Genomic DNA, 24,530 nt, shown 5'->3' with positions numbered 1-24,530 from the left:
CGCGCAGCCGGGCGGACCGCCGCGGCGCCGGGGACCGCGGTGAGCGGGACCGTCCACCTCTCGCCGCGCCGGTGATACCGTCGTCCCGCGATGGACCGCACGCTCGTCGACGAGGGGAGCTCCTCCCGCGATCCGGGCCCGGTGCCCATGCCCGCGGGCGGGCTCGCGCACGCCCCCGGCGACGTGCTCGACCGCCGCTACCGGCTCCGCGTCCGCCTCGGCCGCGGCGGCTTCGGCGACGTGTGGCGCGCCGAGGAGCTCCTGCCCGACGGCGCGCCGTTCCGCGAGGTCGCCCTCAAGCTGCTCGTCTCCGACTTCGCCGACGCCGCCGACTGGGCCGACGAGGCCAAGCTCCTCGCCTCGTTCCGCCACCCGTCGCTCGTCACCATCTACGCCGCCGGCATCCTCCACGGCGCGCCGAAGACCCCGTTCGTCTCGATGGAGCTCCTCGAGGGCCGGAACCTCGCCGACCTGATCCGCTTCCGCCGCCGCATCCCCTGGCGCCGCGTCGTCGCCTGGGCCCGCGACGTCGCCGGCGCGCTCGACGTCATCCACGCGCGCGGCGTCGTCCACCTCGACCTCAAGCCCGCCAACCTGTTCCTCACCCAGGACGGCGCCCTCAAGGTCCTCGACTTCGGCATCTCGCGGCGCGCGGGCGCCCCCGTCTCCCGCGCCCCCGCCGTCGCCGTCGGCGGCGGCCATGACAGCGGCGGCGGCGACCTCGGCACGGCGGCCTTCCTCGCCGAGCGCGACGTCTACGCCTCCACGCGCCGCGCCTTCGCCGGCGCGGACAGCCCCGCCGTCGCGCGCAACGTCATCGGAACGCCGGGCTTCATGGCGCCGGAGGTGCTCGAGATGGCCGAGCCGACCGCCGCCACCGACGCCTACGCGCTCGCCGTCTGCATCGCGCAGCTCGCCACAGGGCGCCTCCCGCACGCCGTGCCCGACGAGCCGGACGACTGCTCCGACCCCGCGAGCGTCTCCGCCTGGTGGACCGAGCTGCGCGCCGCGACCCTGCGCGGCACGATGCGCGACCTCGAGCGCGACCCCGCGCGGCTGCCGCGCGGCCTCGTCGCGCTCCTCCAGCGGCTCCTGTCCGTCGATCCAGCGCACCGGCGCGTCGCGCCCGGGAAGCTGACGCAGCTGATCGACGAGGTCTGGGAGCGGCCCCACGGCGTCCCCGATCGGCCGTACAGGGGCCTCGCGGCGCTCTCGTCCACCGACGAGGGGCTCCTGTTCGGGCGCGACGACGACACCGCGCGCCTCGGGCGCGAGCTCGAGTTCGAGCCGTGCGTCGTGCTCCAGGGGCCGCGCGGATCGGGCAAGAGCTCGCTCGCCTCCGCGGGGCTCGTGCCCCACCTCGCGCGCCGCCACGTCGACCAGAAGGACGACTGGATCGAGGCGCGCCTCACCCCGGGCGACGACCCCGACGGCGCCCTCGCCCGCGCGCTCGCCGCCGTCTCGCCGGAGCTCGAGGCCGCGGACCTCGACGCCCTCACCAGGTTCTGCATGGCGTCCGCCGTCGGCGTCGCGCTGATCGTCGACCCGATCGCGCCCCTCGGCGACGGGCGCCTCGTCGCCCTCGTGGGCGCGCTCGCGACCGGCGAGCCGCGGCGAGGCCTCCGGCTCATCGGCGTGCTCGACGAGGCCGACGACCGCACCGCGGCCCTCCTCGCCACCCCGGCCGGCGAGGGCCTCCGGGCCGCGCTGCGCTACGTGGGGCTGCCCGCCGCCGCCGCCGTGAAGGACCTCGTCGCGGGCCCGGCGAGGCTCGCGGGCGCCGAGGTGCGCGGGCTCGCCCAGGTCGCGGCCGAGGCGCAGCGCGAGCTCCGGAGCGGCGGCGCGGCGCTCTCGTTCATCGCGCTCGCCCTCGCGGCGTGGTGGGAGCGCGCGCGCGCCCTTCGCGGCGCGCTGAGCGGCGAGGCCTGGCAGGAGCTCGGCGGCGTGCGCGGCGCCCTCGCGCGGCACGCCGACGCCGCCCTCGCCGCCCTCGCCCCGGAGGACCGCGCGATCGCCGACGAGGCGCTGCTCCGGCTCGGCGCGATGGACGGGTCGCGCGTCCGCTGGGCCGAGGCGGAGCTCGCCGAGGCCGTCGCCGCGCCGCCCGCCGACGTCGACCGCGTCCTCGGCGCCCTCGAGCGCGCGCGCCTCCTCGTCCGCCGCGACAGGTCCGTGGAGCTCGCCCACGAGTCGCTCGTCTCGAGCTGGCCGCACGCCGCCGCCACCCGCGCGCTGCACATGGATCGGCTCATCCTGCTCGAGCGCCTCCGCGAGGCCGCCGACGTGTGGGATCGCTCCGGCGAGAGCCCCGATCTCCTCCTGCGCCGCGACCTGCTCGAGCAGGTGAGCAAGCGCGCGGCCTTCGCTTCGAGGCTGCCGCGGCGCGAGCAGGCGCTCGTGCGGGAGAGCCTCCGGCGCGCCCGCGCCCAGCGCGCCAAGAAGATCGGCGCGGCCCTGGCGCTCGGGCTCACCGTCGCCTCGGGGTTCGTGGCCGAGCGGTGGGTCGCGGCGCGCCAGGCGCAGGCCGAGGCCAAGGCGCGCGAGGCCGAGGAGCGCGCCGAGCTCGCCGAGCTCATCGGCAAGGCGCGCCGCACGGAGGACCCGTACCACCGCGCCGCGTGGATCGCCGCGGCCCTCGCGCGGCGCGCGGACGACGCGGCGCTGCCGCTCGATCTCGCGTCGGCCGCGGTGGGCCTGCCGCGCGCGCGCTTCCTGACCGTCGACGGCGTGGTGGGGCCGGCGCTGCCGTGGGACGATCGGTGGGTCATCGCCGGCGGCCCCGGGGGCTCGCTGCTCGTCGCCGACCTGCGCCCGCCCGACCCGGAGGTCATCGACGACGTGGCGCTCGACGCCGACCCGGAGAGCATCGAGCGCGCCAAATCGCCGCGCGTCCTCGCGCTGCGGCCGCACGACGCCCCGCACGTGGAGCGCGTGCCGTTCGCGTTCGACACGGCGCTCGCGACGCGCTCGGTCACCGGCGAGGTCCGCGTCTTCCGGCTGCGGGAGGGCGGCACCGTCGCGCTGGCCGCGGTCGCGCCGGTGCGCTGCAGCAGCGCCGTCCACGCGGCCGAGTCGGCGCCCGTCCTCGCCTGCTCGACCGAGGGCGGGATCGCGCGCTGGGACATGCGGCGCGGCGGCGGCGCCGAGGCGGTCGATCGGCACCCGTTCCGCGGCAACGTGCTCGGCGTCTCGCCCGACGGCGCGCACGTGGCCGCGGTGCTCGGGCGCAGGGCGCTGCTCTGGGGGCCCGGCGGCGGCGCGGGCGCCGAGATCACCCTGGGCGCGCCCGCCGTGCTCGGCCGCTTCAGCCCGCGCGATCCCGTGATCGCGCTCGTGCAGCAGAGCCGGACGTCGATCTACGCCCTCGACCGGCCCGCGGCGCCGCTCTTCGAGCTCGACACGGATCCGGCGCCCGCGTCGGCGCGCTGGGACGCGGGCGGGCTCGATCTGGGCGTGTGCGGCAGCGGCGGCAGCGTCTGGCACTACCTCCGGAAGGGCGGCCGCGCCGCGGGCGATCCGCCGCCCGAGGGCTCGCCGTGCGAGGCGTCCCCGGGCAAGGGCGCGCCGCGGCCGCTGCGCGCGCGCGGCGAGATGGCCGACATCGCCGAGCGCGACGTCGGCCCACACGCGCTGCTCGGCGGGTGGCGGCTGCCGGACCGGCGCGTGCTCACGCGCGACCTCGTCCTGTTCAGCCCGGGCGCGCCCGCCGTGGAGCGCCTCCTCGGGTTCGAGGGGCTCGACCCGGAGGGGAGCCCCGAGGTGCGCGGCGCGGCCGCCTCGGCCGTGGCCGCGCTGCGGCGCGGGGGCGTCGTCGCCTTCGAGATCGGCGGCGAGGTGCGCCTGTACGACGAGGGCTCGCGGCGCCGCACGGCCGCGCGGCGGGGCCACCTGCTGCGCGCCTGCGACGACGGCCGGCTCATGGCGTACCGGCGGGACGAGGGGGTGTGGACGCTGTTCGACGCGACGACCGGCGCGACGGTGGAGGTGGTGCCGAGGGCGCCGGCGCTCGTGCTCGGCGTCGACGCCGCCTGCCGGACGCTGTTCACGCAGGAGCTCGACGGAAACGTCGTCGCGACGTCGCTCCGCGACCTGTCGTCCCGCACGATCGCGGTGACCGACGGCTATGTCTACGAGGCGCGCCCGAGCGCCGCGCGCGGCGACGTCGGCCCCGGGCTATGGCTGGCGTTCAGCTCGGGCGCGCTGGCGCGCATCGACGAGGCGCGGGGCGAGGTGCGGGTCCTCGGGTACGCCACGCCGCGCGCGACCGCGATCGCGGACGGCCCCCTGCCGGGGGACGCGGCCTTCGCGGACGCGACGGGCGTCGTCGTGATCCGCCGCGCCGGCCTCACGGAGCGGGTGCTCGAGGGCGTGAGCGGGGCGGAGTGGGAGGACATCGCCGCCGCGCCCGACGGCAAGACGTTGCTGCTCTCGTCGGCGGACCGGATCGCGGCGCTCGACCTGGAGCGGCACGAGATCGTCGGCGCCATGCCGTCCGAGGGCCGCGAGCGGCTCGCGCCGTGGGACGCCGACGGCTCGGTGCTCTCATGGTCCTTCGGCCGCGTGGGCGGGGCGGCCGGCCTCGTGGTGCCCCGGGGCCTGCCGCTCGCCCAGCGCGTGGGAGAGGCGGTGTCGAACCTGAGGGCCCAGGGGAAGAGGCTCGTCGCGCGGCCGTGAGGCCGCGCGCCAGTGAAGAAGCGCGGCCGTGAGGCCGCGCGCCAGTGAAGGAGCGCGGCCGTGAGGCCGCGCGCCAGTGAAGGAGCGCGTCAGTGAGGCCGCGGTCGACGCGGCAGGTCAAAGCTCGTCGTCGCGCCGTATTGTAGGGTCTGCCCTCACCCGCGCGCTCGCGCGAGAGCAGAAGGCGTTGGCTCCGCTGCGGGAACGACGTAGGCTGGTGGCAATCGTGCCCGCGTCCGAACCGAACCTGAATGCATCGCTGTTCCTGTGCATCACGTTCTTCCCGAGCGACCGCATGGCGAGCGCGGTGCTGCGGCTCGTGTCCAGTTTCTGCGGGATGATCCTGGACGACGCGAATGTGAGCTCGCGGTTCTACATGGCCGCGCACGAGCTCGCCGAGAACATCACCAAGTATTCGACGGGCCCCAAGGTCAGCCTGGAGCTCGCGCTGGAGGAGGCCGAGAGCTCCTGTATCCTGAAGATCCGCGCGCGGAACGAGGCCTCCATCGATCGCCTACGCGAGGTGGAGAGGCGGCTGCTCGAGCTGAAGACGACGAGCGATCCGGTGAAGCACTACGACGAGCTTATCCATGAGACGGCGATGGTAGAAGGGGTGTCGGGGCTCGGCCTCGCGCGGGTGCGCGCGGAGGGCGGGCTCGACGTGGACTACAAGATCGAGGGCAACGAGCTGACGATCATCGCGCACGCGCCGGTTGGGAGATGGAGGGGAGATGAGCAGCTTGAGGGTTGAGTCCGTCGTCACGGACAGCTTCGGGATCGAGCCGGCCCTGAGGGAGGACACCCTCAGCGTCAAGCTCACCGGCACGGGCGACATGGCGGCGGCCGCGCCGCTCGGCTCCTATTGCAAGGCCCTCCAGGCGGAGGTGGTGCGCCTCTCCGTGAGCGCCGTGGAGTTCGACGTAAGGTCTCTTTACTTTCTGAACTCGAGCTGCCTGAAGGCGTTCATCAGCTTCATCTGCGGGCTCGCGGGCCTGGGGCTGAAGTGCAAGGTGCAGTTCCTCACGGACGCGAGGCTGGGCTGGCAGCGGCGGAGCCTGACGGCGCTCGAGCGCATGTCTCCCGAGCTGGTCTCCATCGCGGACGCCTGAAGCGAGGAGCGCGGGACCCGATGAAGAAGCGCCGGACGATCGCCCTCCTGATGGACTACGTACGAGGCGAGTACCAGTCCGAGGTGCGCTTCGGTGTCGAGCGCGCCGCCGAGGCGCACGACGTCAATCTCATCATCGCCTTCGGCGAGACGCTCGCCTGCCCCGGGGCCGCCAGCACGGCCCAGAACAGCATGTATCACCTCATCGGCGCGGAGACGGTCGACGGCATCCTCGTCGCCTCGACGACGCTCTGCCACCACGTCGGCATCGAGGGGATGAAGCGGTTCTGCCGGTCCTACGCGCCGCTGCCGATCTGCAGCCTCGGGATGGCGATCGACGGCATCCCGAGCCTCGTGGTCGACAACGGCCTCGGGCTCGATCTCTCGGTCGGACACCTCGTCGACGACCACGGGTGCCAGCGCGTCGCGTACATCGGCGGGCCGCCGAGCAACGAGGAGGCGGAGGTCCGCGCCGACGCCTACCGGCGGGCGCTCGCGGACCGCACGCTCCGCTTCGACGAGCGCCTCGTCGCGTTCGGCAGCTTCACGATCGAGACCGGGCGCGCCGCGATGCGGGAGATCATCGGGCGCGGGGTCGCGTTCGACGCCGTTGTCGCCGCCAACGACAACATGGCGCTCGGGGCCATCGAGGAGCTCAAGGCGCACGGCCTGAGCGTCCCGAGGGACCTCCCCGTGTGCGGCTTCGACGACGCCGTGATCGCGCGCTTCGCGAAGCCGTCGCTGTCCACCATCCGCCAGCCCATCAAGCGCATCGGCGCGCGCGCCGTGGACTTGATCGTGCGCATGATCGAGGGCGAGCCGGTCCCCGAGTACAACCTGTTCCCGGTCGAGCTCACGCTGCGCGAGTCCTGCGGCTGCGGCTACCAGGTGGAGCCCGCGGGCGCGCCCCCGAGCAAGGCGTGGAGCGCGCCGCTCCCGTCCGCTCGCCAGCGGGACGATCTGGAGCGCCTGCTCGAGAAGAGCGTCGCGATCCCCGCCGGATCGCTCGACGGCTGGGCCGGCCTGCTCCTGTCGGCGCTGGAGGAGGAGCTCGAGGGGACCGAGGGCCGCTTCCTGCGCGCTGTCGAGTCGCTCCTCGACGCGGCGGGGCGCGAGGGCGCGATCCTCGAGCACTTCCAGGGCATGATCACGCTGCTCCGCGAGCAGTTCCGCCGGGGCCACGGGGCCCTCCGGGACGCGGTCCTCGACGAGGCGCTCGAGCGGATCTGGCACGCCTCGCGCATCGTCATCGGGAGCGCGTCCGTGCGCGCCGAGGGGCAGCAGCGGCTCAACGTGGAGCTCGCGTCGCTCTACCTGAGCTGGAGCGCTCGGAGCTTCTCGACCTGCCTGAGCCTGCCCATCCTGCGGCGCATGATGGCGTCGGAGCTGCCGCGGATGCAGTTCTCGCGGGTCGCGGTGTCGCTCTATGACACAGCGCACGACCCGCAGCGCACCACCATGAAGGCGCTCTTCCTGATGGAGGACGGGCGCGAGCTGGAGCCCCCGGCGGAGAGCTTCCCGGCGCGCCGCCTCGCGCCCGAAGGGTTCCTGGGAGGCCGGGAGCGCACGAGCATGATCGCGCTTCCCGTCGCGTTCGGCGACGAGGAGAAGTTCGGTGTCGCGGTGCTCAACAGCGGCGCGAACGAGATGGTCTATGACGCCCTCCGCCTCCAGATCGGCTCGGCGGTCAAGGCCGCGGCGCTGCACTGGGAGGTCGTGCGGCAGGTGGAGCTGCGCGAGCGGCTGGAGCAGGAGAAGGTCCGCCAGGAGAGCGTCGTCGCGGCGCGCATCCAGACGACGCTGGTGCCGGCGCAGCTCTCGGTCGAGGGCCTCGAGCTCTCCGCCGTCATGAAGCCGGCCGCGGAGGTCGGCGGCGATTACTACGACGTGCTCGCGACGGACGAGGGCGGCTGGCTCGGGATCGGCGACGTCGCGGGGCACGGGCTCGCGGCGGGGCTCGTGATGCTGATGATCCAGAGCATGATCTCGGCCCTCACGCGCAACGACCCGCGCGCCAGCCCCGGGGACATCCTCTCTGCGGTGAATGGGGCGGTGTACGAGAACGTCCGCGGTCGGCTGAAGCGGGACGAGCACGCGACGCTGCTCCTCTTGCGGTACGAGCGGAGCGGGCGGGTGACGTTCGCGGGGGCGCACGACGACATCATCGTGTGCCGCGCGCGCACCCGCCGCTGCGTGTGCATCGCGAGCTCGGGCGTCTGGATCGGTGCGCTGCCCGCCATTGACGCGATGACGCGAGACGCCGAGTTCGTCCTGGAGGACGGGGATGTCCTCGTGCTCTACAGCGACGGCGTGACGGAGGCGCGCAACGCGCACCATGAGCAGTTCGGCCTCGAGCGGCTGTGCTCAACCATCGAGTCCTCCCAGAGCGCGCCCGCCGAGGCGATCCGGGACCGGATCCTCGGCGAGGTCGAGGGCTGGTGCCCGAGCCCCGATGACGACATCACGGTGGTCGTGGCGAGGTACAGCGCGCCTCGAACACTGTGACTGTGGCAACTGTGGCCCGAGGCCGCCCGCTTTCCTACATGAGCGCTATCGCCGGTGTCAGCAGAAGGGATTGGATCCGGGTTGAGAACCACGTACGCTGCGCCAATCGTGTCAGTGTCCGAACCGAGTCCGAACGGGTCACTGTTTCTATGCATCTCGTTCCATCCGAGCGAGCGTATGGCCAACAGCGTGCTTCGGCTGGTGTCCAGCTTCTGCAGCATGGTGCTGGACGACGCCAACGTGAGCTCGCGGTTCTACATGGCCGCGCACGAGCTCGCCGAGAACATCATCAAGTACTCCTCGGGCCCCAAGGTCAGCCTCGAGCTCGCGCTGGAGGAGCGCGAGAGCTCCTGCGTCATGAAGATCTCCGCGCGGAACGAGGCGTCGCCGGAGCGGCTGCGCGAGGTGGAGAGGCGGCTCTTCGAGCTGAAGGCGGCGAGCGATCCTGTGAAGCACTATGACGAACTCATCTGTGAGACGGCGATGGTAGAAGGGGTGTCGGGGCTCGGCCTCGCGCGGGTGCGCGCGGAGGGCGGGCTCGACGTGGACTATACGATCCAGGGCAACGAGCTGACGATCATCGCGCACGCGCCGGTGGGGAGGTGGAGGGTCGATGAGCAGCTTAAGGGTTGAGCCCGTCGTCACGGACAGCTTCGGGATCGAGCCGGCCTTGAGGGAGGACACCCTCAGCGTCAAGCTCACCGGCACCGGCGACATGGCGGCTGTCGCGCCGCTCGGTCTGCTGCTCAAGGACCTCCACGCCGAGGCGGCGCGCCTCCGCGTGAGCGCCATCGAGTTCGACGTGAGGGCCCTTTACTTCCTGAACTCGAGCTGCCTGAAGGCGTTCATCAGCTTCATCGCCGGCCTCGCGAGCCAGGGGCCGAAGTGCAAGGTGGAGTTCCTCACCGACGCGAGGCTGGGCTGGCAGCGGCGGAGCCTGACGGCCATCGAGCGCATGTGTCCGGAGCTCGTCACCATCGCCGATACCTGACGCGAGAGCCGCGGGAGATGAGCGAGAAGCGCCGGACGATCGCCTTCCTGATGGACTTCGTCGGGGGAGACTACCAGTCCGAGGTGCGCTTCGGCATCGAGCGCGCCGCGGAGGCCCACGACGTCAATCTCGTGATCGCCTTCGGAGAGACGCTCGCGCTGCCCGGCGAGGGGGGGGCGGCCCAGAACAGCGTGTATCAGCTCATCGGCCCGGAGACGGTCGACGGCATCATCGTCGCGTCGGCGACCCTCTGCCATCACATCGGCATCGAGGGGATGCGCGAGTTCTTCCGGGCGTACGCGCCGCTGCCCGTCTTCAGCATCGGGATGGCGATCGACGGTATCCCGAGCCTCATCGTGAACAACGGCCTCGGGATCGAGCTCTCGGTCGGGCACATGCTCGACGTCCACGGGCGCCGGAGCATCGCGTACGTGGGCGGACCGGCCAACAACGAGGAGGCCAAGGCGCGCGCCGACGCCTACTGGGGGGCGCTCGCGGCGCGCGGCCTCCCGCTCGACGAGCGCCTCTTCGCGGCGGGCGCGTTCACGATCGACAGCGGCCGCGTGGCGATACGCGACATCCTGGACCGCGGGGTCGAGGTCGACGCCGTGGTCGCCGCCAACGACAAGATGGCCCTCGGCGTGATCGAGCTGCTCGCGGAGCGGGGGCTCCGCGTCCCGCAGGACATCCTCGTGTCCGGCTTCGACGACGCCTTCATCGCGCGCTTCTCGAAGCCGTCGCTCACCACCGTTCGTCAGCCCATGAAGCGGCTCGGGGCCCAGGCGATGGACACGATGATGCGCATGCTCGACGGCGAGGTCGTGGAGGACGTGGCGCTCCTCGACGTCGAGCTCACGTGCCGTGAGTCGTGCGGCTGCCGGGTCCAGGCGAGCGCCTCGCTCGCGCCGTCGGCCTCGGCGCCGCGCGACGGCGCGTCCCTGGTCGCGGCGCGGCGGGAGTCGCTGGAGACCGCGCTCAGGCGGAGCGTGGCCATCCCGACTGGCTCTCTCGATGGCTGGCCAGGCGAGCTCCTGTCGGCGCTGGAGGACGAGCTCGCGGGGCGGGAGGGCCGCTTCCGGCACGCGCTCGAGGCGCTCCTCGACGCGGCGGGGCGCGCGGGCGCGATCCTCGATCACTTCCAGGCCATGATCGATGTGCTCCGGGAGCGGCTCGGCCGGCCGCCGTCGGGCGGTGGGGGGGTCGCTCTCTACGATGCCCTCGAGCGGCTATGGCACGTGTCGCGTATGGTCATTTCGAGCGCGTCGATGCGGCTCGAGGGGGAGCGGCGGCTGACCGTGGAGCTCGCGGCGACGTACCTCAGCTGGAGCGCGCGGAGCTTCTCGACGTGCCTGAGCCTGCCCAGCCTGAAGCGCGTGCTCGCGTCGGAGCTGCCGGCCCTCGGGATATCGCGGGCCGTGGTGTCGCTATATGACGACGCTCCCGAGGCGCAACGAGGTGTCATGAGGTCGCTCTTCCTGATGGAGGACGGCCGCGAGGTGGACCCGCCGGCGGCGAGCTTCCCGGCGCGGCGCCTCGCGCCCGACGGGTTCCTCGGAGGCCGGGAGCGCACGACCATGATCGCGCTCCCCGTCGCGTTCGGCGACGAGGAGAAGTTCGGTGTCGCGGTGTTCAGCAGCGGCGCGCACGAGCTGATCTACGACGCGCTCCGCCTCCAGATCGGCTCCGCGACCAAGGCCGCGGCGCTGCACCGGGAGATGGTCCGTCAGGTGGAGGCGCGCGAGCGGCTGGAGCAGGAGAGGGTCCGCCAGGAGAGCGTCGTCGCGGCGCGCATCCAGACGACGCTGGTCCCGGAGCGGCTGTCGGTCGCGGGGCTCTCGCTCTGCGCCCTCATGAAGCCGGCCGCCGAGGTGGGCGGCGACTACTACGACGTGCTCGCGACCGCCGACGGCGGCTGGCTCGGGATCGGCGACGTCGCGGGGCACGGGCTCGCGGCGGGGCTCGTGATGCTGATGATCCAGAGCATGGTCTCGGCGCTGACGCGCAGGGACCCGAGGGCGAGCCCCGCCAGGGTGATCTCGGCCATCAACGCGGCGCTGTACGAGAACGTGCGCGGCCGCCTGAAGCGGGACGAGCACGCGACGCTGCTCCTGCTCCGGTACGAGCGGAGCGGGCGGGTGACGTTCGCCGGGGCGCACGACGACATCCTCGTGTGCCGCGCGAGGACGCGCCGCTGCGTGTGCATCCCGAGCTCGGGGGTCTGGATCGGCGCGCTGCCATCCATCGACGACATGACGCGAGACGCCGAGTTCGTCCTGGAGGACGGCGACGTCCTCGTGCTCTACAGCGATGGAGTGACCGAGGCGCGCGACGCTCACCATGAGCAGTTCGGCCTCGAACGGCTCTGCACCACCATCGAGGCCGTCCAGACCGAATCCGTCGTGGTCATTCGTGACAGGATCCTGAACGAGGTCGAGGGGTGGTGCCCGAGCCCCGACGACGACATCACGATCGTCGTGGCGAGGTACCGCGCCCCCCGGCAGCCCTGACGCATCGGTCGAGGCGCGGCCGGCGCGCCCGTCGAAGCGGTGAGCGCGCGGTCGAGACGGACGCCGTGAACAGCGCGCTGGAGCGCTCGCGATCGTTCGCTCGCCTACATGGGCACACGGCCGACCAAGGGGGGATTGGATCCGGTGCAAGAATTACGTAGGCTGCGTGAACCGTGTTAGCTTCCGGACTGGGCCAGGACGCTTCACCGTTCTTGTGCATCACGTTTTTCCCTAGTGAACGGATGGCTAGCGCGGTGTTACGGCTGGTGTCCAGCTTCTGTGGGATGGTGCTGGACGATGAGAGTGAGAGCTCGCGGTTCTACATGGCCGCGCACGAGCTCGTCGAGAACCTCATCAAGTACTCGTCCGGCCCGGAGGTCAGCATCGAGCTGGCGCTGGAGGGGGGCGAGGGCGCGCGGGTCCTCGTGATCCGCGCGCGGAACGAGGCATCGCCGGAGCGGCTGCGCGAGGTGGAGAGGCGGCTCTCCGCGCTGAGGTCGGCGAGCGATCCTGTGAAGCACTATGACGAACTCATCTGTGAGACGGCGATGGTAGAAGGGGTATCCGGGCTCGGCCTCGCGCGGGTGCGCGCGGAGGGCGGGCTCGACGTGGACTACACGATCGAGGGGAGCAGGCTGACGATCATCGCGCAGGCGCCGGTTGCGGGATGGAGGGGAGATGAGCGGTTTACGGGTTGAGCCTGTCGTCACGGACAGCTTCGGGATCGAGCCGACCCTGAGGGACGACACCCTCGGCGTCAAGCTCACCGGCACGGGCGACATGGCGGCGGCGGCGCCGCTCGGCCTTTGCCTCAAGGCCCTCCAGGGAGAGGTCATGCGCCTCTCCATCAGCGCGGTGCAGTTCGATATAAGGGCTCTTTACTTTCTCAACTCGAGCTGCCTGAAAGCGTTCATCAGCTTCATCTGCGGGCTCGCGGGCCAGGGGCTGAAGTGCAAGGTGCAGTTCCGCACGGACGCGCGGCTGGGATGGCAGAGACGGAGCCTGGCGGCGCTCGAGCGCATGTCTCCGGAGCTGGTCTCGATCGAGGACACCTGACCGGAGAGCCGCAGGACAAGATGAAGAAGCGCCGGACGATCGCCCTCGTGATGGACTATGTGCGCGGCGAGTACCAATCCGCGCTGCGGATCGGGGTCGAGCGCGCCGCCGAGGCGCACGACGTCAACCTCGTGATCGCCGTCGGGGAGACGCTCTCCGCCCACGGTCCCTCCGAGGCCGCCCAGAACAGCATCTACCGCCTCGTCAGCGCGGAGGCGGTCGACGGCATCGTGGTCGCGTCGGCGACGCTGTGCAATTTCGTCGGCGCCGAGGGGGTGCAGCGCTTCTGCCAGGACTACGCGCCGATGCCCCTGTGCAGCATCGGGATCCCGCTGGAGGGCATCCCGAGCATCCTCGTGGACAACGGCCTCGGGATCGAGATGGCGGCCGGCCACCTGCTCGACGATCACGCGTGCCGGCGCGTCGCGTACATCGGCGGGCCGGTCAACAACGAGGAGGCGAGGATCCGCGCCGACGCGTTCCGCAAGGCGCTCGCCGCGCGCGCGATCCCGTACGACGAGCGCCTCGTCGCGAGCGGCCAGTTCACGATCGACACGGGCCGCGCCGCGATGGCCGAGATCCTGGACCGCGGGGTCGAGATCGACGCCGTGGTCGCGGCGAACGACAACATGGCCCTCGGCGCGATCGAGCTCTTGAAGGCGCGGGGCCTCCACGTGCCGAGGGACATCCTTGTGTGCGGCTTCGACGACGTGGGCGTGGCGCGCTACGCGAAGCCGTCCTTGACGACGGTTCGCCAGCCGATCAAGCGGCTCGGGGAGATCGCGCTCGAGACGGTCGTGCGCATGCTCGACGGCGAGGCCGTCCCCGATCGGAACATGCAGCAGATCGAGCTCACGCGGCGCGAGTCCTGCGGCTGCGCGTACCAGGCGGTCGCGATGCGGCCGCTCACGAGCCCGCCGCGCCTCGGGGCGATGTCGCTCGGCGGCCGGCGCGACGAGCTGGAGCGCGCGCTCGAGCAGGCCGTGGGGATCCCGGCCGCGTCGCTCGACGGCTGGGCCGGCGGGCTCCTGTCGGCGCTGGAGGAGGAGCTCGAGGGCCACGAGGGGTGCTTCCTGCACGTGCTGGAGCGCGTCCTCGACACGGCCGGGCGCGAGGGGGTGTTCCTCGATCTGTTCCAGGGCGTGGTGACGCTCCTGCGCGCGCGGCTCCGGCGGCCGGTCGAGGAGGGGGGCGACGCCGCCGTGAACGAGGCCCTGGAGCGGCTGTGGCATGCGTGCCGCGTCCTCATCGGGAGCGCGTCCGTGCGCGTGGAGGGGCGGCAGCGCCTCGACGTGGAGGTCGCCTCGATCGACCTGAGCTGGAGCGGGCGGTGGTTCTCGACGTGCCTGAGCTTGCCCCTGTTCCAGCGCATGCTGGCCTCGGAGATGCCCAGGCTGCACTTCACGCGCGCCGCCGTCTCGCTCTACGACGACGCCCAGCGAGCCACCCTGAAGACGCTGTTCCTGATGGAGGACGGCCACGCGGTGACGCCGCCGACCGAGAGCTTCCCGTCGCGCTCCCTGGCCCCTCCCGGGTTCCTGAGCTCGAGCGAGCGCACGAGCGTCGTCGTGATGCCGCTCACGTTCGGTGACACGGAGTATTTCGGGGTGATGGCGCTGAACAGCGGCATGAACGAGATGGTCTACGACGCGCTGCGGCTCCAGATCGGCTCCGCGGTGAAGACGGTGGCGCTGCACCGGGAGATGGTGCGGCAGGTGGAGCTGCGCGAGCGGCTGGAGCAGGAGAGCGAGCGGCAGGAGACGGCGCTCGCGGCGCGCCTCCAGACGACGCTGGTGCCGGAGCAGCTGCACATCGAGGGGCTGGAGCTCTCCGCGGCCATGACGCCGGCGGCCGAGGTGGGCGGCGACTACTACGACGTCATCGCGACGCCCGGTGGGGGGTGGCTCGGGATCGGCGACGTCGCGGGGCACGGGCTCGCTGCGGGGCTCGTGATGCTGATGATCCAGAGCATGGTGTCGGCGCTGACGAGCAGGGACCCGGGCGCGAGCCCGAGCGAGCTGCTCGCGGCGCTCAACAAGGCGCTCTACAAGAACGTGCGCAGCCGCCTGAAGCGGGACGAGCACGCGACGCTGCTCCTGCTCCGGTACGAGCGGGGCGGGCGGGTGACGTTCGCCGGGGCGCACGACGACATCATCGTGTGCTCGGCGCGCACGCGGCGGTGCGTGTGCATCCCGAGCTCGGGCGTCTGGATCGGCGTGTTGCCCGTCATCGACGAGGTGACGCGGGACGCCCAGTTCGTCCTGGAGGACGGGGACGTGCTCGTGCTCTACAGTGACGGGGTGACGGAGTCGCGCAACGCGCACCGCGAGCAGTTCGGGCTGGAGCGGCTCTGCACCGCCATCGAGTCCGTGCAGACCGCGCCGGTCGAGGCGATCCGCGACAGGATCCTGAGGGAGGTCGAGGGGTGGTGCCCGAGCCCGGACGACGACATCACGGTCGTCGTGGCGCGGTACCGCGCGCCGGCGTAGCGCTCGAGGCTGCCCTTGCCGTCGCGCCGCCTCGGCATGGCGGCGCTCGATGACGCCGCTGTGGAGGAACGGAGACGTCCTGCCGTCGGCGGGGCTCTTACGGCGTGGGGCGCTGGACTGGCCTTGCGCGCGGTGCTGGACTCGACTCGTCGGCGCGCGGCGCGCGGTGCGCCGCAGCGGACGCGAGGGGCCGCGCGCCGGAGCCCGGAGGAGATCGCGCCATGGTTTATCCCGACCTGCAGGTTGTCGAGCGCACCCTCGCCGCCGTCGAGGCGCTGCGGGCGAGCGCCATCGAGCACGAGCTGCGAAACCGGCACCTGGTCGATGCGGTGCACCCGAAGCACCGGGCGGGAGCGACGAACCTGCTGCATTACCTCGCTGTCCGGCAGCAGGACATCCGCGACCTGCAACGGCAGCTCGCCTCGCTCGGGCTGAGCTCGCTGGGGCGCCTGGAGCGCTGCGCGCTGGCCTCCCTCGACGCCGTGCGCGGGGCGCTCGACGCGCTCGCGCGGCGCCCCGAGGTGCGGCCGCCCGGCGAGTCGCCCACCACGTTCGCGTCGGGGGGCGCGCTGATCGAGGAGCACGCGCGGGCGCTGCTCGGGGAGGGGCGCCAGGGGCGAGCGACGCGGGTGATGGTGACGCTGCCCGGGGACGCGCGGAAGGGGGAGCTGAAGCGGCTGCTCGAGGGAGGGATGGACGTCGCGCGGATCAACTGCGCGAAGGAGGACGCGGGCGCGTGGGCCGGGCTCATCGAGCGGCTCCGGGAGGCGGGACGGGAGACCGGGGTACGGTGCAAGGTCCTCTGCGACATCGCCGGGCCCAACCCGCGCGTGAGCAAGATCGACGGGGATCCGGCGCGCGTCACGCTGCCCGAGCGGGGCGAGCGGCCCCGGCTCTGGCTCTGCAAGGACGTGAAGCGGGCGCGCGCCTCGGCGGGCAGCACCGGCGCGGGGGAGGTGCTCGCGCTCGGGTGCACCATCCCGGAGATCGTCGACGACCTCCGGCCCGGGCACCGGGTGTTCTACGACGACGGGCGGCTCGGCGGCACGGTCAAGCTCGTGACCGGAGGCGCCGCGCTCGTGGAGGTGGATTTCGCGCGCCAAGGCTCCGTGAAGCTGAAGCCAGGAAAGGGCCTGAACTTTCCGGACACCGAGCTCGGGATCCCGTCGCTCACGCCGAAGGACCTCGAGGATCTCGACTTCATCGCGCGCCACGCGGACATGGTGGGGCTCTCGTTCGTTCGGTCTCCTTCCGATGTGGAGCGCCTCCAGGCGGAGCTCGCCGCGCGCGGGGCGGCTCAGCTCGGGATCGTCCTCAAGATCGAGACGACGCCTGCGTTCGCGCGGTTCCCGAGGCTCCTGCTCACGGCGATGCGCAGCGAGCAGGTGGGGGTGATGCTCGCGCGCGGCGATATGGCCGTCGAGATGGGGTTCATGCGGCTGGCGGAGGTCCAGGAGGAGCTCCTGTGGCTCTGCGAGGCGGGGCTGGTCCCCGCGATCTGGGCGACGCAGGTGCTCGAGAGCCTGAACAAGACCGGCGTGCCGACCCGCGGGGAGGTGACGGACGCGGCGATGAGCTCGCGCGCGGAGTGCGTGATGCTCAACCAGGGAGAGAACATCGTCGCGACGGTCGCGTTCGTGGTCGACGTCCTCCGCCGGATGCACGAGCACCAGGACAAGAAGCGGGCGCTCATGCGATCGCTCGGGGTCTCACGCCTCGACTGAGGCGACCCAACCCCGGTTGACCCAACCCCGGTCGGTCGACCCGTTGGACCAAGCCGCTTCGACCCCAACCCGACCCGGGTTGGGCGGCCAGGTTGGGCGGGGCGCCCCGACCCCGGTTCACTTTCCGCTGTCAGCGGTCGGCGGCGGCCGGCGGCCGACCTAACCTGGGTGGGCAGCCCGGCGGTCGGCCGACCCAACCTGGGTGGGCAGCCCGGATGACTCAACCTGGGTGGGCGGCCCGGATGACCCAACCCGGATGACCCAACCCGGGTGGGTTGCCCGAGCCCGGGCGGTCTGCGGGCGGGCAGCCCGGAGTTGGCAGCCAGCACGCCCGCCGGATCCGCTCCGGCTCAGTCGACCGAAGGCACGGTGGCGTCGACCCGGGTTGGGAGCCCGCGCGCGCCTGCCGGCGCGCGGAACGCTGCGCCCGACAGCTCCCGCCGCATGCAGGTGGCCGCCTCGTCGTAGCGGGGGTCGGACGCACTCCCGATGATCGTCGGCACCACGATATAGCCTTCGGCGTCGACGTTGAACTCCACCCGGATGGCGTCAGGCGGCAGCAGGCTCCCGCCCGGGCCGCGGCAGCGCTGCACGAGGTCCCAGTAGAGCTGCGCCCGCGCCGCCTTCTCGATCGCCGGGCTCGACATGTTGGCCTGCACCATGGGCGCGCCGATCTCGACGCGCGAGCGGGGGGCAGGGGTGGGGGCGGGCGCCGGCTCCGGCGGGAGCGCGGAAGGCGCCGGGAGGCCGGTGCTCGTGCCGATCTTCGCGACGCTCACGCCGTCGGCCGGCCTGGAGGCGGCCTCCCGCGCGGCGGCGAGGATCTCCTCGAGCGCATCCGGCTCGACGGACCCCACCGCCGGCGCGCTGTCCGTCCGGAGGCGGGCGCCGCGCTCGTCCAGCGACGCGGCGCCGCGCGCCCAGGGGGTGAGCGCCCCGGCGTCGGCCCCCGCCGGCGGCGAGGGCGGCGGGCGCTCGCAGGCCGCGAGCAGCGGGAGCAGGGCCACGAACGCGGTGCGCACGGTGAAAGGGTCGATCGAATGCGCGTCGCGCGCAACGGCGCCGGCAGTGTACCGTGGCATCGCACGTCGATGCGCGCGCTCCTCGCGATCCTGCGGATCGGTCTTCGCTCGCTGCGCGAGGGGAGCGTGCCCCCCGTGTCGTCGTCATCGGGAGGCCTGCGAGGCGGCTCTTCCAGCGCCGCCGCGCGCCTCGCCCTCGTCGTGGCCCTGTCGTCGCTCGCGGGCGCGCTGTCCGGCCTGCTCCCGGCGATCGCCGGCGTGGCCATCGGCGCCGTCTCCGGGCGCGAGGCGCCGCCCTCGGGCGGCATCGGCGGCGCGCTCGCCCGGCTGCTCGCCGGCTCACCGCCCGCGGCCGTGGTCCTCGCAGCGCTCGGCGCCACGCTCGTGTCCGCCTCCCTGGCGGTGCTCTCGGGCCGGAAGAGCTCGGAGCTCGGCGGCGACCTCACCGCCGCGCTCCGCGTCGCGCTCTTCCGGGCGGCGCTCTCCGCCTCGCCCCGCGACGTGGACGCCGCCGGGCGCGCGCTCGTCGCGGCGCAGGCGGCGGGGCCCGCGCCGCGGCCGCCGAGCGCCGGGCCCGCGCCGCCCGTCCGGGGCGCGGAGGTCGTGCGGCTCGCGATCGCGCGGGACGCCGGCCTCGTCGCCGATTTCGCGATCGCCGTCGCGACCGGCTTGCCCCAGGCGCTCGCGACGCTCGCGGTCCTGGCCGGGTCGCTGGTCTCGAGCGGCATGGCGCTCGTCCTCGCGGGCGGCGCGGCGCTGTTCGCGGCCTCGCGCCTCGCGGCGGACCGGGCCTCGGGCCGCGTGGCGCGCGCGATGCGGGAGATGCAGCACGCCGACACCGCCGTCTTCGGCGCGGTGGGCGAGGCGCTTTCGGGAGCGGAGGACCTCCGCCTGCTCGGCGCGCGCGCCCAGGCCGAGAGAGAGCTCGCTGGGGCCGCGCGCCGGGTCGCGGACGCGCGCCGCCGCTTCGGCCAGGCGCTCGCCGTCTCCGGCCAGATCAAGGGCACGCTCGCCGCGCTCTCGCCGCTCGTCATCGTCGCCGCGCTCGCGGCCTCTCGCGGGGTCGCCGGCGCAGGCGAGGTCGGAGAGCTCCTGCTCATGGTGCCGCTGCTGATGGCGCGCCTCGAGGCGCTCGACGCCCTCCGCGCCGGCTTCATCGAGCGCGCCCCCCTGCTGCGCGCGACGCTCGCGCTGCTGCGCCTGCCCGAGCACCCGCCGCGCCCCTCCGGCGGCCTCGCCATGCAGCTGGACGGCGAGGCGAGGCGCCCCCTGTCGATCGCATTCGAGGGGGTCACGTTCACGCCGCCGGGCGCGAGCCGCCCCGTCCTCGATGGCGTGTCCCTCTCGATCCCCGCCGGAGCGGTGGTCGGCGTCTGCGGTCGCTCCGGCAGCGGCAAGTCGATGCTCCTGCGCCTGCTCCTGCGCCTCGACGAGCCGTCGTCGGGCGCGATCGCCGTGGGGGGCGTGGATCTGCGGCAGATCCCGCCCGAGGAGCTTCCGCGGCTGTTCGGGGTGGTGGGGCAATCGGCGCGGCTGTTCGAGCGGAGCATCGCGGACAACCTGGCGCTCGGCCTCGAGCCCGCGCCCACGGAGGAGCGCATGCGCGAGGCGCTCCTCCGGGTGGAGCTCGACGAGCTCGCAGGCGCGCCGCCGGCGGAGGGCGAGGCGCGGCCCGCGCGCGGCCTCGCGACGGAGGTGCGCGCCTCACCGCCGAGCCTGTCGGGCGGTGAGGCGCGGCGGCTGCTGCTCGCGCGGGTGCTGCTGCGCGAGCCGCGGGTCTTCGTGCTGGACGAGCCGGAGGCGGGCCTGCCGGGCGCCACCGCCGAGGCGGTCCTCCGCACGGCGTGCGAGGTCGCCGCCGGGCGCACGGCCATCGTCGTGACCCACGCGCCGCACCTCCTCAGGTCGACGTTCAACGTGCTGCTCGACGGCGGTCGGGTCGCGGCGGTGGGCACGCATGACTCCCTCCGCGAGAGCTCGCCGCTCTACCGGTCGCTTCTGGCCGAGGCGCTGCAGCGATCCGCGAGGTCGGCGGCGGGCTGACGAAGACGCGCGCGCTGTCGCCCCGCTCGCGCGGAGGTCACGGATCGCAGGGGCCCCCTGCCCGCGCGGCCTGACGGGCGAGGTGCTCGGCGTCGACGGCAGCGCCGCGCGCCTCCTCGGGCACGTCCGCCGAGATCCCCAGCGGGCGGCCCGCGAGCCCCCGCGCGAGCCAGACGAGGATGGATACGGCCCCCCAGGCGAGCGCGAAGGCGACGCCTGCGTCGACGATCGCGCGGTAGGGCGGGGGCATCTGCCGCACGAGCAGGATGAGCGCCACGATGCCTGCGACGAGCGCCCACGTCGCGATCAGCCGGCGGCGCGTCGCGTGGAGGAGCGCCATGCAGTAGAGCGGCGCCAGCGCCACGTGGAGGGGCCGCCCGTGCTCGGCGAGGTGGAGCGCGCGCGCGACGACCCGCGGCGAGAAGCGCTGCTGAAAGCCGCGGTACCCCTCGAAGTAGGCGATCGTGACCGTCCAGGCCGCGAGCAGGACCAGCTGTCCCGTCGTGAGCGTGTGCCCCGTCAGGATGCGCGCCGCCGTCGCGCCGAGACGAACGATGGCCTCGACCAGGACGGCCACGACACCAAGGACACCCCACAGGACGACGGCGAGGCGACGCCGTCCCTCGCGGACGGGCGGGCTCATCGCGCCCGCGCCGGATCGAGGGGCCTCGCGGCCGTGGATCGCGCTCGAGCGGCCGCGCGCGCGGCCGGACGCTTCGGACGGTGCGCCGGACAGCCGAATCGCCGCATGTCGCTGCATGCTAGGAGAGGAGCTGGGCACGTCAACCGGATCCCACGGGTGTGATGGCGGTTCGCTCCGGCGCGGTCCGGCGGTAGCATCGGCGGCCCATGCCGCTCGCCGACCGCTCCGCGCCGGGTGTCCCGCCCGCCCCGGCGCGGGCCCTCCCGCCCCACCCGCACGCGCTGCGCTCGCCGCTCGCGCCCTTCACGGCGCGCCTGCGCGACCTGCTCTCGACCGTCGAGTCGGCGGCGCTCCTCGGCGCGGTGGAGGCGCGGGTGCGCGGGCTCGGGGAGCACCTGCGCTTCGCGTGCCTCGCGATGCCGTGCGCGGAGGCGCTCGTCGCGCTCGAGATGGAAACGCTCGGGCGCCTCACGGTCCCCGTCGTCGCTGACGCGGTCGGCTTCCGCGCGCCGTGCGCGGAGCTGCCGCCGAGCGGCACCCCGTTCGCGTACCTGCTCGGTGGCGGCGGCGGGCACGCGGTGGAGCTGTCCGACGGCGATCCGATGATCGCGCCGCTCCGGCCGCTCCTGGCCGCCGCGCCGGCGTCCGCGATCTTCGTGCCGATCCGCGTCGGCGCAGCGACCGTGGGCGGCGCCGCGCTGTTCTCGCACGACGCGCCCCTCGGCGGGCGGGAGCTCGACTTGGCCGAGCGGCTGGCCGAGGTCCTCGCGCTCACCGTGGAGTCGTTCCGCACCGAGCGCGTCGTCTTCGAGCTCTTCGCGCGCGCGATGCCGGACCTGCTCGCGCAGGCGCCAGGCCAGCCGGCGGGGCCAGGCGGGCGCGCAGCCGCGGGCGCGGAACCTCCCATCCCGGAAGGGGCGGCCCCGCCGCCGACCTCGCTCCGCGCCGCGCTGGAGCGGCACATCCACGCGCTGCGCCTCACGCCCGAGTACCGCCGCCGCCTGGAGCTCGCCGCGGTGGTGGGCAGGCTCGCCGAGCGCGGCGAGGCGGAGGCCCGCCTGGCCCTCGACCTCCTCGCGCGGATCGACGCCTACGCGATCGGCGCGGGCGATTCAGGGGAGCCGGCCTCCGCAGGGGAGGGGAGCTCCGCGTGACCACGGCACCTCCGGCAGGACCGGGCGGCGAGCTCCACGGCGCGCCACGCCCGGGCGCGCGGAGCGGCGCCGGCGTGCGCGTCGCGCTGATCGACTCCGGCGTCGATGCCTCGCACCCCGCGCTGCGCGCAGCGGCGCTGCGGCACGTCGCCCTCGTCCAGCGCGGCGCTGGCGGTGGCGCGCACGGGGTCGCGCCGTGCGCTCCGGGCGATCTCAGCGGGCACGGGACGGCGTGCGCGGGCATCGTCCACCGCATGGCGCCCGCGGCCGAGATCACGAGCGTCCGCGCGCTCGGCGATGACGGGCGGTGCTCGCGTGACGGGCTCGTCGCCGCGCTGCGCTTCTGCGTCCGCGAGCGATTCTCCGTGGTCAACCTGAGCCTCGGCATCGACATCCCGAAGAACGCGCCGCTCCGCCCGGGCGACTACCGCTCGCTGGTCGAGCTCTACGAGGTCGCGGACGCCGCCTACACGGCGGAGGTCGTGCTCGTGGCCGCCGGCCCGAACGCGGCGGCGTTCCGCACCTATCCAGGGCGCTTCAAGTCGCTGATCGGCGTCGGCAGAGGGGCCTTTCAGGACCCGGAGGCGCTCCGGAGCGAGCTCACGCTCGACCACGAGATCCTCGCGCCCGGCGACGACGTGCTCGCGCCCGCGCCCGGCGGCGGCGAGCGGCGCTGGACCGGTACGTCGTTCGCGGCGCCACACGTGACCGCGCACGTCGCGCGCATCCGCGCCGCGTGGCCGGAGCTCTCGATCGAGGCGGTGAAGGCGGCGCTGCACGGGCTCGCGCGCGGGGCGCGCGGCGAGGGGGTGGAGGAGCGCGGTGCTCCCGCTTGATCCGATCGACGGCGTGTCGTCGCTGTCGCGGCTGCTGCGGAGCGCGCCGGGCGCAGAGGTCCGCGCCGAGCTCGACCGCGTCGAGGCGCTCCTCGGTGTCGGCCGCGATCCTGCGGCGGTGGTGCTCGAGGGCGGGCCGCTCGTCGCGGCGGCGCTCGGCTTCGGGCGCGGCGCGCTCGCGTTGCGTGAGGGGGCGCTGGACGCGGCCGTCCTGCACCTCGAGGGCGCTGTCGCCGCGTTCGATCGAGGAGGGGCCGCCGAGGCCCGGGACCTCGCGCGGTGCGAGGCGGCGCTCGCGCGCTTGCGCCGCGACGTCCGATCGGCCTGCGCGTCCGCCATCGAGGAGCTCGACGCCATCGCGGCCGCAGGCGATCCCGGGCGCCGCGCCGCGGTCGTCGCCCTCCATTACCGCGGTACGGCCGAGCGGCTCCTCGGCGACGCGGCGGCTGCGCAGCGCACGCTGCTGTCGGCGCTGCGCCGCTCGGAGCCGTTCCTCGGCGAGCGCGCGCAGATCCTGAACTCGCTCGGCACGCTCTACGTGACCCTCGGCGCGCACGGGGCGGCCGAGGCGCTGCTCGAGCACGCGGCCGAGCTGCACCGCCGCCGGGGCGACTCCGTGGGCGAGGCGATCGCCTGCGGCCAGCTCGGCGCGGCGGCGCTCGGCCTCGGCGCCCTGGAGCGCGCCCGAGCGCCGCTCCAGCGACAGGAGTGGCTGTGCGCCCGCCTCGGCGACGCGTTCGGCCGCGCGCGCGCCCTCACGTTCCTCTCCGAGCTTGCGCTCGAGCTCGGCCGCGCCGACGACGCCCTGGCGCTCGCGACCTCCGCCCGCGAGATTGCCGAGCACGCCGCGCCGCCACTCCGAACCTGGGTCGCTTACGCGTCGAGGGCGATCGGGCGCGCGCGGCGAAATCTCGGCGATCCGGGCGCGGCGGCGGCGCTGGATGAGGCGGGCGCGCTCTTCCGCGCGCTCGGCCTTCCGCTCGGAGAGGCGCTCGCCGCCTGGGATCGCGCCTCGACCGAGGCGCTCGCGCTCGCGGAGCCGGCGGACTGGTTCTCCGCCGCCTGGTCGCTCGGCTCCCTGGGTCTGTCCTCGCGGGTGGCGCAGCTCCTCCGGGAGCGTCTGGAAATCGAGGAAGCCGCGGCGCTCCCGGAGAAGGGAGGGCCAACGTCGGACGGCGAGGCCCGCGAGCGGGCGCTTGCCGCGGCGGCGCAGACCTCGCCTCACGTGGCGATGCAGCGCGAGGTCGAGCTCGTTTACGATCGTCCCGACCACCTTGCCGCGATCGCCGCTCGCCGGACGGCGGCTCAGCGCAACCTCGGTCGGCTCGCGGCGTTGACGCTCGCCCGGCCGGGGCTCATCGTCGCCGCGATCGCGGCATCGCCCCTCGGTGCCCGTGGCCGCGCGCTCCCCCCCGCGCGCGCGATGGCGGTCTGCGTGGCCGACCTGCCCGGCCTCGCGGTATGGATCTGGCCGGCGCCTGCCACGCCAGCCACCATCGGCAACGATCTCGCCGTGCTGCGCGCGACGCTGGGCGGGCCGCTGCGCGCAGCGCTGGCGTTCGCGCCGGCAGGGCGCGTGCTGTGTCCGCCGTTCGCGGGCGACACTGGCGCGGAGCTCGATGCGGTCGAGCTCGTTGGTCTGATGGCGCTGCCCGCCATGCTCGCGCCGGGCGAGCTTCGCCTAGATCCGCAGCTCGGCTGGGACGGCGACGCTCGCGCCAGCGTGGAGGCATTGGGATTCGTCGTCACGAACAACCCGTGCCACCCAGGTTGACCCG

The 24,530-nt window shown here is 74.0% G+C and carries 17 protein-coding genes; 15 read left to right on the top strand and 2 right to left on the bottom strand.

Features of this window, described 5'->3' with window-relative positions; genetic code table 11:
- The first annotated feature begins 90 nt into the window (after nt 1–90).
- The 11 genes from WME95_RS28905 to WME95_RS28855 all read left to right on the top strand — a co-directional run bounded on the left by WME95_RS28905 (nt 91) and on the right by WME95_RS28855 (nt 17,054).
- Entirely contained in the window at nt 91–4,674 is a 4,584-nt protein-coding gene (locus WME95_RS28905) for an nSTAND1 domain-containing NTPase (RefSeq protein ID WP_437902583.1), read from the top strand.
- Between the two features lie 217 nt (nt 4,675–4,891).
- Entirely contained in the window at nt 4,892–5,425 is a 534-nt protein-coding gene (locus WME95_RS28900; RefSeq protein WP_437541863.1) for a hypothetical protein, read from the top strand.
- Nucleotides 5,406–5,783, top strand: coding sequence for a hypothetical protein (locus WME95_RS28895; protein ID WP_437902582.1), 378 nt, complete (start codon nt 5,406–5,408; stop codon nt 5,781–5,783). The genes WME95_RS28900 and WME95_RS28895 overlap by 20 nt, the downstream gene beginning before the upstream one ends.
- Before the next feature lie 20 nt (nt 5,784–5,803).
- Nucleotides 5,804–8,287 (top strand): SpoIIE family protein phosphatase, encoded by a 2,484-nt coding sequence (locus tag WME95_RS28890; protein ID WP_437902581.1) that lies wholly within the window; start codon nt 5,804–5,806, stop codon nt 8,285–8,287.
- Between the two features lie 177 nt (nt 8,288–8,464).
- On the top strand, nt 8,465–8,920 hold the full coding sequence (locus WME95_RS28885; protein WP_437293108.1) for a hypothetical protein: 456 nt from the start codon (nt 8,465–8,467) through the stop codon (nt 8,918–8,920).
- A complete protein-coding gene (locus WME95_RS28880; RefSeq protein ID WP_437902580.1) occupies nt 8,901–9,278 on the top strand; it encodes a hypothetical protein in 378 nt (125 codons plus the stop codon). Before WME95_RS28885 ends, WME95_RS28880 begins: the two co-directional genes overlap by 20 nt.
- Before the next feature lie 17 nt (nt 9,279–9,295).
- Nucleotides 9,296–11,785 (top strand): SpoIIE family protein phosphatase, encoded by a 2,490-nt coding sequence (locus WME95_RS28875; protein ID WP_437902579.1) that lies wholly within the window; start codon nt 9,296–9,298, stop codon nt 11,783–11,785.
- 242 nt (nt 11,786–12,027) lie between these two features.
- Nucleotides 12,028–12,483 carry a hypothetical protein gene (locus WME95_RS28870; RefSeq protein ID WP_012237831.1) on the top strand — a complete coding sequence of 152 codons (456 nt, stop codon included), beginning with the start codon at nt 12,028–12,030 and terminating at the stop codon, nt 12,481–12,483.
- On the top strand, nt 12,464–12,841 hold the full coding sequence (locus tag WME95_RS28865) for a hypothetical protein (protein ID WP_437293104.1): 378 nt from the start codon (nt 12,464–12,466) through the stop codon (nt 12,839–12,841). Before WME95_RS28870 ends, WME95_RS28865 begins: the two co-directional genes overlap by 20 nt.
- Nucleotides 12,842–12,861: 20 nt before the next feature.
- Nucleotides 12,862–15,330 carry a SpoIIE family protein phosphatase gene (locus WME95_RS28860; protein ID WP_437902578.1) on the top strand — a complete coding sequence of 823 codons (2,469 nt, stop codon included), beginning with the start codon at nt 12,862–12,864 and terminating at the stop codon, nt 15,328–15,330.
- Nucleotides 15,331–15,551: 221 nt separating this feature from the next.
- Entirely contained in the window at nt 15,552–17,054 is a 1,503-nt protein-coding gene (locus WME95_RS28855; protein ID WP_437902577.1) for a pyruvate kinase, read from the top strand.
- Nucleotides 17,055–17,404: 350 nt separating this feature from the next.
- Here the strand turns inward: WME95_RS28855 and WME95_RS28850 are convergent, their stop codons facing one another.
- Nucleotides 17,405–18,076: a hypothetical protein gene (locus WME95_RS28850; RefSeq protein WP_437902576.1), complete on the bottom strand. Its 672-nt coding sequence runs from the start codon at nt 18,074–18,076 to the stop codon at nt 17,405–17,407.
- 18 nt (nt 18,077–18,094) lie between these two features.
- Here WME95_RS28850 and WME95_RS28845 point away from each other — a divergent pair, with 18 nt between their 5' ends.
- A complete protein-coding gene (locus WME95_RS28845) occupies nt 18,095–20,119 on the top strand; it encodes an ATP-binding cassette domain-containing protein (protein WP_437902575.1) in 2,025 nt (674 codons plus the stop codon).
- A 37-nt stretch (nt 20,120–20,156) separates the two neighbouring features.
- Here the strand turns inward: WME95_RS28845 and WME95_RS28840 are convergent, their stop codons facing one another.
- The gene (locus WME95_RS28840) at nt 20,157–20,762 is read right to left on the bottom strand and encodes a hypothetical protein (protein WP_437902574.1); all 606 of its coding nucleotides are present in this window, start codon (nt 20,760–20,762) and stop codon (nt 20,157–20,159) included.
- 206 nt (nt 20,763–20,968) lie between these two features.
- Here WME95_RS28840 and WME95_RS28835 point away from each other — a divergent pair, with 206 nt between their 5' ends.
- Genes WME95_RS28835 through WME95_RS28825 form a run of 3 tightly spaced genes read left to right on the top strand, consistent with a single transcriptional unit; the run spans nt 20,969 to nt 24,526 of the window.
- A complete protein-coding gene (locus WME95_RS28835; protein ID WP_437902573.1) occupies nt 20,969–21,916 on the top strand; it encodes a hypothetical protein in 948 nt (315 codons plus the stop codon).
- Complete coding sequence (locus WME95_RS28830) at nt 21,913–22,752, top strand: S8 family peptidase (protein WP_437902572.1); 840 nt, start codon at nt 21,913–21,915, stop codon at nt 22,750–22,752. The genes WME95_RS28835 and WME95_RS28830 overlap by 4 nt, the downstream gene beginning before the upstream one ends.
- Nucleotides 22,739–24,526 carry a hypothetical protein gene (locus WME95_RS28825; RefSeq protein WP_437902571.1) on the top strand — a complete coding sequence of 596 codons (1,788 nt, stop codon included), beginning with the start codon at nt 22,739–22,741 and terminating at the stop codon, nt 24,524–24,526. Before WME95_RS28830 ends, WME95_RS28825 begins: the two co-directional genes overlap by 14 nt.
- Nucleotides 24,527–24,530 lie beyond the last annotated feature (4 nt).

Origin of the sequence: Sorangium sp. So ce327 (assembly GCF_051530205.1) — a bacterium.
Lineage (GTDB): Bacteria > Myxococcota_A > Polyangia > Polyangiales > Polyangiaceae > Sorangium > Sorangium cellulosum_B.
This window is presented reverse-complemented; position numbering and strand designations above follow the sequence as displayed.